This is a genomic window from Bradyrhizobium pachyrhizi, assembly GCF_001189245.1.
GTDB classification, from domain to species: domain Bacteria; phylum Pseudomonadota; class Alphaproteobacteria; order Rhizobiales; family Xanthobacteraceae; genus Bradyrhizobium; species Bradyrhizobium pachyrhizi.
This window is the reverse complement of sequence record NZ_LFIQ01000080.1, coordinates 3,749-10,548: the sequence shown is the minus strand read 5'-3', so window position 1 is coordinate 10,548 and position 6,800 is coordinate 3,749. Positions and strand designations below refer to the sequence as shown.

The window sequence follows — 6,800 nt, the reverse complement described above, 5'->3', positions numbered from 1 at the left end:
CCGCGCGGTGCGCGCAGCCGGCTTCGGATCGGCGGCTTCGTCTGCTGCACCGGTTCGCCCGGGATGTGGGGACCGGCCGCGACCTCGAGCGCGCAACTCGCCGTCGCCGACATCAACCGGCGCGGCGGCATCCTCGGCCGCGAGATCGAATTCTCGGTCTATGATGCCGGCGGACCGATCGAGGACGTGCTCGATCGCGCCGAGCAGGCGATCGCATCCGACGACGTCGATCTCATCATGGGCATGCACACCAGCGCAGTGCGCGTCGCGCTGCGCGGCCTGATCACCCGCAGCAAGATCCCCTACATCTACACGCCGGTCTATGAAGGCGGCGAGCGGACGCCGGGCGTCATCGCGATCGGCGAGACGCCGCGCTGGCAGAACCGGCCGTCGATCCACTGGCTGGCCGAGGCGAAGCGTGTTTCGCGCTGGTACCTGATCGGCAGCGATTATGTCTGGCCATGGCAGTCGCACCGCGCGGTGAAGCGTTACATCAAGGAGACCGGCGGTCTCGTGGTCGGCGAGGAGTTCGTGCCGGTCGGCGAGGATAATCACGAAGCGCAGCTGGAACGCATCCGCGCCGCGAAACCCGATGTCGTGCTGATCTCGCTGATCGGCACCGACAGCGTGACCTTCAACCGCGCCTTCGCCGATGCCGGTCTTGCCGCCACCACGCTGCGCTTCGCCGGCTGTTTCGACGAGACGGCGCTGCTCGGCATCGGCGCCGACAAGACCGAGAACCTGTACTGCGCCTCCGGCTATTTCTCCTCCGTCGGCTCACGCGAAGGCGACGATTTCAGGGACCGCTATCGCGCGATGTTCGGTGCCTTCGCGCCGCCGGTCGGCTCGTGCAGCGAGTCCGCCTACGAAGGATTCTGCCTGCTCGAGGCCGCCGCCAAGCGCGCCGGCACGCTGGACATGCGGCCGCTGCTCGCGGCGGCGGACAACCTCGTCTATCGCGGGCCGCGCGGTCCGGTCACGGTGCGCAGCGGCCATGCCAGGATGCCGATGTATCTTGCCGAAGCCGACGGTCTCGACTTCAGGGTGATCAAGCCGATCTGAGCAGTGCGACAGCGTCGCCGGAAGGTTTTGCGAAATAATACTTGAAAAGGAAAATATTTCCGTTTTCAATACAACAATGGGGTGAGCGGTTCGTGCGGGCAACGCGCCGGTGCACCCTGCCTCGAGGGATCAAATCCAAAGATCAAAAGCTATCAGGAGAGCGCCGTGACCGTCGTCCTTCCCACGCCAACGCAACTTCGTGCCGTCGCCGAGCAGTGCGGCCTGTCACTGACCGATGAGGATGTGGCCTCGTTCCGCGGCCTGATGCAGGGCTCGATCGACGCCTACAACGTGATCGCCGCGATGCCGGACGAGCTGCCCGCGGTGAAATATCCGCGCACGCCCGGCTATCGCCCGGCGCCAGAGGAGAACCCGCGCAACGCCTGGTACTACAAGTCGACCGTGAAGGGCGCGGCCTCCGGCAAGCTCAAGGGCAAGACGGTGGCGCTGAAGGACAACATCATGCTGGCCGGCGTGCCGATGACGAACGGCTCGTCGACGCTGGAAGGCTATATCCCCGATTTCGACGCCACCATCGTCACGCGCATGCTCGATGCCGGCGCCGAGATCGCGGGCAAGACCCATTGCGAACATTTCTGCCTGTCCGGCGGCAGCCACACCAACTCCTACGGAGCGGTGCACAATCCGCACAAGATGGGTTACTCGGCCGGCGGCTCGTCGTCGGGCTCCGGCGTCGTGGTCGCGCTCGGCGAGGTCGACATGGCGATCGGCGGCGACCAGGGCGGCTCGATCCGCATGCCGTCCTCGTTCTGCGGCACCTACGGCATGAAGCCGACCTGGGGCCTCGTGCCCTATACCGGCATCATGCCGATCGAGATCTTCGTCGACCACACCGGACCGATGACCGCGACGGTGGAGGACAACGCGCTGCTGCTCGAGGTGATCGCCGGCGACGACGGTTACGATCCGCGCATCAAGGCGCCCAAGGTCGAGGATTACACCAAGGCGCTGGGCAAAGGCGTCAAGGGCATGAAGATCGGCATCCTCAAGGAAGGCTTCGAGCAGCCGACCGCGGAGGCCGCGGTCAATGAAAGCGTGCGCGAGGCGGCCAAGCGCTTCAAGGACCTCGGCGCGTCGGTCGACACCGTGTCGATCCCGATGCACATGGTCGGCCCCGCGATCTGGACCCCGATCGGCACCGAAGGCCTGACCCAGACCATGATGTTCGGCGACGGCTACGGCCTCAGCCGGTCCGACCTCTATTCGACCTCGCTGATGGACTTCCATCGCGGCTGGCGCCGCCAGGCGGATTCGCTGTCGGAGACCACCAAGCTGTTCATGATGCTCGGCACCTACATCAACAACAGCTTCGGCCCGCGCTTCTACGGCAAGGCGCTCAACATCTCCCGCCGCCTTACCGCGGCCTATGACAAGGCGTTCAAGGATTACGACCTGCTGCTGCTGCCGACCACGCCGATGAAGGCGCCGGCGCTGCCGGCGGCCAATGCCAGCCGCGAGGACTATGTCGCACGCGCGCTCGAGATGATCACCAACACCGCGCCGTTCGACATCACCCACCACCCGGCGATGTCGTTGCCCTGCGGCATGGTCGACGGCCTGCCGGTCGGGTTGATGCTGGTCGGCCGGATGTTCGAGGAATCCACCATCTACCGCGCCGCGCACGCCTTCGAGCAGGCCGGCGACTGGAAGAAGATGTGAGGCGCCGCTTGTCGCAGACGCAGGCTGGATGGATCGAACGCCATGGCTAGCACTTTTGCCGCGGCGTTCGAGATCGTGAGCTTCGGTGCGATCATCGTGCTGGTGGTGCTCGGGCTCGGCATCATCGCCAGCATGATGGGCATCTTCAACTTCGCGCAGGGCGAGTTCGTCCTGCTCGGGGCCTATGTGACCTATCTGGCCTACGCCCATGGCGCCCCGGTCTGGGCCGGCATGGTCGCGGCGCCCTTCGTGGTCGGCGCGATCGGCTTCGTGCTGGAGGCGCTGATCATCAGGCGGTTCTACGCCGCGCCGATCGTGGCGATGCTCGGCACCTATGCGCTCGGGCTGATCATCCGCGAGAGCGTGCGCGGCCTGATCGGCGGCTTCTATCTCACGGTGCCGGAGCCGATCGGCGGCTCGATCGACCTCGGCTCGGTCCACATCTCGGCCTGGCGCTTCACCATCATCGTGATCACGCTGCTGGTGATGGGTGGCTGCTATCTCTTGCTGGCGCGCACCTCGTTCGGGCTTCGGGTCCGCGCCACGCTGGAGAACCCGGCGCTGGCGCGCGCGTCGGGCATCTCGACGCCCCTGATCTACGGGGCGACCTTCGCGTTCGGCGCGGCGCTGGCCGGGCTTGCCGGGGCGCTGATCGTGCCGGTGTTCAGCCTGTTTGCAGATCTCGGCATCCGCTTCCTGATCCAGGGCTTCGTCGCCGTGATGGTGGGTGGGGTCGGCTCCTTCATCGGTCCGGTCGCCGGCGCCGGTGTGATCGGCACGCTCAGCGCGGCGCTGCCATGGGTGATGTCTCCGGTCGTCGCCGACGTCCTGGTCTTCGTGCTCGCCATTGCCTTCATCAAATTCCGCCCGCAGGGCCTCATATCGGGAAAAGGGGTTTAGTCAGATGTTCGATCGCACCAATCTCACGCGCCGCCGCTTCATGAGCAATTTCGCGTTCGCGACCGGCGCGCTCGCGACCGGGGTCGGTAGCTGGGTGGTCAGGCCCGACTGGGCCAATGCCGCCGAGGGACCGATCAAGGTCGGCATCGCGACCGACCTGACCGGCCCGATCGCCTATGCCGGCAACGCCGACGCCAACGTCGCCAAGATGGTGATCAAGGAGATCAACGCCGGCGGCGGCCTGCTCGGCCGGCCGCTCGAGCTCTATATCGAGGACACCGCCTCGAACGAATCGGTCGCGGTCGGCAATGTCCGCAAGCTGATCCAGCGCGACAAGGTCGACATGGTGCTCGGCGGCATCACCTCGTCGATGCGCAACGCGATCAAGGATCCGATCGTGGCGCGCGGCAAGACGCTCTACATCTATCCGCAGCTCTACGAGGGCAAGGAGTGCACGCCCTATTTGTTCTGCACCGGACCGACGCCGGCGCAGCAATGCGACACCTTCATTCCCTGGCTGATCAAGAACGGCGGCAAGAAGTTCGCGCTGCCGAGCGCCAACTATGTCTGGCCGCACACGCTCAACGTCTACGCCCGCAAGGTGATCGAGTCGAACGGCGGCGAGGTGGTGTTCGAGGAATACTACCCGCTCGACCAGGTCGACTTCTCGGCCACCGTCAACCGCGTCATCTCCAACAAGGTCGACGTCGTCTTCAACACGGTGATCCCGCCCGGCGTCGGTCCGTTCTTCAAGCAGCTCTATGAAGCCGGCTTCCTCAAGAACGGCGGGCGGCTCGCCTGCGTCTACTATGACGAGAACACGCTCAACATCAATCAGGCCAACGAGATCGAGGGCCTTGCGAGCTGCCTCGACTATTTCAAGGTGCTGACCAAGGAGGATCCGTTCGACGCCAAGCTCCAGGCGGCCTATGAGAAGGATTTCCCCGGCAACTTCCTGTTCGCGGCCGGCAGCGCCGCCACCGGCACCTATCGCGGCCTCAAGCTGTGGGAGGCGGCGGTCAAGGAGGCCGGCAAGGTCGACCGCGACTCCGTTGCGGCCGCGCTCGACCACGCCAAGATCGCCGAAGGGCCGGGCGGACCCGCGGAGATGGTGCCGGGCAAGCGTCACTGCAAGATGAAGATGTACACCGCTGTTGCCAAAGGCGGGAACTATGAGATCGTGGCGCGCAGCGACGGTCTCGTTGATCCCAAGGAATGCTGAGCGATCAATGGTTGGAGCAAGAGAGGCTGTCGCACGCGTCGGTGAGGAACCAGATGTCGTGACGGGCGAGGGTGCACCGGCCGCAAGCGCGCCGGCGGGACGAGCGTCGGCAGGATGGAAGGTCCTGCCGATCGTGGAGGGGCTGGTGCTGTTGATCGCACTGGTCCTGCCATGGGTGCTGCAGGATTATCTCACGGTGTTCGCCACCCGCGTGGTGATCCTTGCGCTGTTCGCGCTGTCGTTCGATCTGGTGTGGGGCTATGCCGGCATCATGAGCTTCGGCCAGGCGCTGTTCTTCGGCGCTGCCGGCTACGGCGTAGCGCTGATGGCGCGCGATCTCAACGTCACGTCGATTCTCCTGATCCTGCCTGCCGGCACGTTGATCGGGCTCACCGCGTCGCTGCTGCTCGGCGGCTTCCTGCTGCTCGGGCGTTATCCCTCGAGCGTGATCTTCGTCTCGCTCGGCACTCTCACCGGCTCCTATGCCGCAGACCGGCTGGCGCGCGGCTGGTACTATCTCGGCGGCCAGAACGGCATCCCGTCGATCCCGCCGCTCACCCTCGGCAGCTACGAGTTCGAGGAGGGGCCGATCTACTACTACATGGTGCTCGGCATCCTCGTGGTCGTTTATCTGCTCTGCCGCTTCCTGGTCCGCTCGCAATTCGGGCTGGCGCTCGCCGGCCTGCGCGAGAACGAGCAGCGCATCGCCTTCTTCGGCTACAAGGCGCAGCATCTGAAGGCGATCATCTTCGCGGTCGGCGGCACCATCGCCGGCCTCGCCGGCAGCCTCTATGCCTTCCACGAGGGCTTCGTCTGGCCCAACATGCTGGGCGTCGTGTTCTCGACCCAGGTCGTGCTCTACGTTTTGTTCGGCGGCTCCGGCACGCTGATCGGCGCCGTGATCGGCACCGTGATCATCGAGGGCGTCAGCTTCTGGCTGTCGGATAATTACCGCGACGTCTGGCCGATTATCCTCGGCGTGCTGCTGCTGCTCGTCATCATGTTCCGGCCGCTCGGGCTGATCTCCTTCGTGCTCGGCGAGCGCGAGCGGGTCGGCAGTTTCGGCAAAGCCCCGAAGGAGACCGGCAATGCCGCTCCTTGAGGCGCAAGGCATCAGCAAGGTGTTCGGCAAGCTCACCGCACTCGACGGTGCAGCGCTGACCGTCGGCGAGAACGAGTTCCACGGCCTGATCGGCCCCAACGGCTCGGGCAAGAGCACGCTGATGAAATGCGTCGCCGGCGCCGAGGTGCCGACCACGGGCAAGGTCAGCTTCATCAACACCGACATCACCGCGTTCACGCCGACCGAGCGCGCCCGCGCCGGCATGAGCCTGAAGTTCCAGATCACCTCGGTGCTGCCGACGCTGACGCTGTACGACAACATCCTGCTGGCGCTGCAGGCGCACTGCTCGCTGTTCGATCTGGTGCTGTCGCGCACCCGCAACAAGCTGCACGATCAGGTGATGACGATGCTGACCCAGTTCCGCCTCGCCGATCGCGCGCATGATGCCGCCGCGGCGCTGTCGCACGGCCAGCAGCAATGGCTGGAGATCGCGATGGCGCTCGCCGGCAAGCCGCGGCTGTTGCTGCTGGACGAGCCGACCGGCGGCATGAGCCTCGAGGAGCGCCGCGTCACCGGCGAATTGTTGCAGCCGATCAAGCAGCATTGCTCGCTCGTCATCGTCGAACACGACCTCGATTTCATCCGCGACATCTGCGACCGCCTCACCGTGCTCGACCAGGGCAAGGTGCTGGCGTCGGGGACGGTCGCGGAGATCCAGGCCAACAAAAGCGTCCAGGAGATCTATCTTCGCCGTGCCTGAGCAAACCTTCCTCGATATCCGGCATCTCGATGCCGGTTACGGCCGCAGCCAGGTTCTGTTCGATGTCAACATCGGCATTCCCTGGCGCGGCGGCGTCGCCGTGCTCGGCCGCA

At 65.5% G+C, this 6,800-nt stretch carries 5 protein-coding genes and 2 pseudogenes; all 7 read left to right on the top strand.

The features are described 5' to 3' along the window. A pseudogene (locus tag AKL29_RS17690) lies at nt 1–1,062 on the top strand (substrate-binding domain-containing protein); the annotation flags it as partial. A 165-nt stretch (nt 1,063–1,227) separates the two neighbouring features. Further along, entirely contained in the window at nt 1,228–2,742 is a 1,515-nt protein-coding gene (locus AKL29_RS17685) for an amidase (RefSeq protein WP_050385025.1), read from the top strand. 42 nt (nt 2,743–2,784) lie between these two features. Next, complete coding sequence (locus AKL29_RS17680) at nt 2,785–3,642, top strand: branched-chain amino acid ABC transporter permease (RefSeq protein WP_028337306.1); 858 nt, start codon at nt 2,785–2,787, stop codon at nt 3,640–3,642. Nucleotides 3,643–3,646: 4 nt separating this feature from the next. Next, entirely contained in the window at nt 3,647–4,864 is a 1,218-nt protein-coding gene (locus AKL29_RS17675) for a substrate-binding protein (protein ID WP_028337305.1), read from the top strand. Nucleotides 4,865–4,871: 7 nt separating this feature from the next. Next, on the top strand, nt 4,872–5,966 hold the full coding sequence (locus AKL29_RS17670; RefSeq protein WP_038377931.1) for a branched-chain amino acid ABC transporter permease: 1,095 nt from the start codon (nt 4,872–4,874) through the stop codon (nt 5,964–5,966). After that, the gene (locus tag AKL29_RS17665) at nt 5,953–6,687 is read left to right on the top strand and encodes an ABC transporter ATP-binding protein (RefSeq protein ID WP_028337303.1); all 735 of its coding nucleotides are present in this window, start codon (nt 5,953–5,955) and stop codon (nt 6,685–6,687) included. The genes AKL29_RS17670 and AKL29_RS17665 overlap by 14 nt, the downstream gene beginning before the upstream one ends. Continuing rightward, nucleotides 6,680–6,800: pseudogene (locus tag AKL29_RS44980) on the top strand (ABC transporter ATP-binding protein); the annotation flags it as partial. The gene AKL29_RS17665 and the pseudogene AKL29_RS44980, both read left to right, overlap by 8 nt.

Excerpts from the sequence above, each read along its gene's own strand:
- AKL29_RS17680 (WP_028337306.1), top strand. The coding sequence starts at position 2,785 with ATGGCTAGCACTTTTGCCGCGGCGTTCGAGATCGTGAGCTTCGGTGCG.
- AKL29_RS17675 (WP_028337305.1), top strand. The coding sequence starts at position 3,647 with ATGTTCGATCGCACCAATCTCACGCGCCGCCGCTTCATGAGCAATTTC.
- AKL29_RS17670 (WP_038377931.1), top strand. The coding sequence starts at position 4,872 with ATGGTTGGAGCAAGAGAGGCTGTCGCACGCGTCGGTGAGGAACCAGAT.
- AKL29_RS17665 (WP_028337303.1), top strand. The coding sequence starts at position 5,953 with ATGCCGCTCCTTGAGGCGCAAGGCATCAGCAAGGTGTTCGGCAAGCTC.